1 protein-coding gene is annotated in these 2,177 nt (G+C 66.4%); it reads right to left on the bottom strand.

Annotated features, from left to right (window positions below; translation table 11 throughout):
* Positions 1–171: 171 nt before the first annotated feature.
* The coding region (locus VFT73_RS05350) for an efflux RND transporter permease subunit (RefSeq protein ID WP_326409132.1) at positions 172–2,177 on the bottom strand (2,006 nt) is incomplete at its 5' end.

Genomic DNA, 2,177 nt, shown 5'->3' with positions numbered 1-2,177 from the left:
GCACCGCGCTTGGGCTGGACGACGGTCACGACCTGCACTGCGTTGTCGCGTGCGGCGGCGGCCAGCTCGTGGCCGGCGCTGATCCGCGTCGACACGCCGACCACGATGATTCCGGCCGCGGCCAGGACCGCGATCAGCCCGGTGCGCTTCAGAGTCCGGGACTGCACTTCATCAAGCATGGAGAGGTTCAAGCTCCGTGGGCGAGCCTGCCACGCGCCCGCGGCGGTGGACGAGGCTGAAGACGGTAGGAACGAAAAACAGCGTCGCGATCGTCGCAGCGACCAGCCCGCCGATCACGGCGCGGCCGAGCGGCGCATTCTGCTCGCTGCCTTCGCCGAGGCTGAGCGCCATCGGCAGCATGCCAATGATCATTGCAAGTGCGGTCATCAGGACCGGACGGAAGCGGACCATGCCGGCTTCCAGCGCCGCCTTGCTCGCGTCGCCCAACTCGGCCAGCCGTTCGCGTGCAAAGCTGACGACCAGGATCGAGTTGGCTGTCGCCACTCCCATGCACATGATCGCTCCCGTCAGCGCCGGCACCGACAATGTCGTGCCGGTCGCAAACAGCGTCCAGACGATGCCGGCGAGCGCGGCGGGCAGCGCGGTAATGATCACGAACGGATCGAGCCAGCTCTGGAAGTTCACCACGATCAGCAGATAGATCAGCACGATCGCCCCGATCAGGCCGAAGGCGAGACCGGAAAAGGCGTCGTTCATCGTCTGATACTGGCCGCGCATCGTGACGGTGACGCCCTTCGGCTGCTCCTTTTTCAGTGCGTCGATCGCGCGCTGCACGTCCGCCGAGACGGCGCCTAGGTCGCGGCCCGCCGGCGCGGCGAAAACGTCGACGACGGGCTGCACGTCGTAATGGCTGACGACGGGCATGGTGCTGCTGCGGCTGACCTTCGCAATGCCCCCCAGCGTCTGCATCGCGCTGCCGTCGCCGCCCGAAACGGGGATGCCCTTCAGCGCCGACATCGATCCGACGCGATATTCGGGCGCCTGCGTCACCACGGAGTAGGACACGCCGTTGTCCGGATTGAGGTAATAGACCGGTTCCGTCGTGCCGGAGCCTGCCAGCGACGTCGCGAGGCTGGACGTAACGTCCTTCTCCGTCAGCCCGTACTGGCTGATCCGCGATCGATCGATATCGACGTTTAGCTGCGGCGCGCGCGACGGTTGCTGGATGCGCGCGTCGGCAAGGCCCGGAATGGTGCGGATGCGGCGCAGCAGCTTCTCGGCATAGGCGGCATTGTCCGCCATCTTCCGCCCGCTGATCTGCACGTCGATCGGGGCGGGCGCGCCGAAGTTCAGGATCTGGCTGGTGATGTCCGCGGGCAGGAACGAGAAGGTCGTGCCCGGGAAACTGCGCGGGAGCTCGCGCCTCAGGATCGCGACATACTCCTTGGTCGGGCGATGGCCTTCGGTGAGCGCGATCAGGATGTCGCCGTCCTGCGGCCCGATCGTGCCGGAGTTGTTGTAGGTCGTGTTGATGGAGCTGACCGGCAGGCCGATATTGTCGGCGGCGGACAGCAATTCGCCCGGCGGGATCAGCTCGCGGATGCGGCGCTGGATGCGATCGAACTGCGCCGCCGTGTCCTCGACGCGCGACCCGACCGGCGCGCGGACGTGAATCATGATCTGTCCCGAATCCACGTCCGGGAAGAAATTGCGGCCGAGGAAGGGCAGCAGCACGAACGAGGCGAGCACGATCCCGAGAAAGCCGATCATGAACGGCCTGCGGCGGGCCAGCGCTTCGCCGAGCAGCGCCCCGTAAAAGGTCCGCGCCTTCTCGAACCGTGCCTCGAACCCGCGCTGGAAGCGCACCAGAGGATTGCGCGAGCCGGGGGAGCCGGCCGCGTGCACGTCTTCGCCGGGCGTGTGCGGCTTCAGCAGGTACATCGCCATCGTCGGCACCAGCGTTCGCGACAGCACGAACGAGGCGATCATCGCGAACACCACCGCCAGCGCCATCGGAACGAACAAAAAGCCTGCAACGCCGGGCAGGAAGAACATCGGCACGAACACGATGCAGATGCAGAGCAGCGACACGAAGGCCGGCGTCACGATCTGCGCGGCACCGTCCATGATCGCCTGGATCACACCCTTGCCCTGTTCGAGGTGCCAGTTGATGTTCTCGATCGTAACCGTCGCGTCGTCGACCAGGATGCCCACGG

Origin of the sequence: Sphingomonas sp., assembly GCF_035758555.1 — a bacterium.
In the GTDB taxonomy this organism is placed as follows: Bacteria; Pseudomonadota; Alphaproteobacteria; order Sphingomonadales; family Sphingomonadaceae; genus Sphingomonas_B.
The sequence above is the reverse complement of the archived record's forward strand: the minus strand, read 5'-3'. Positions and strand labels throughout refer to the sequence as shown.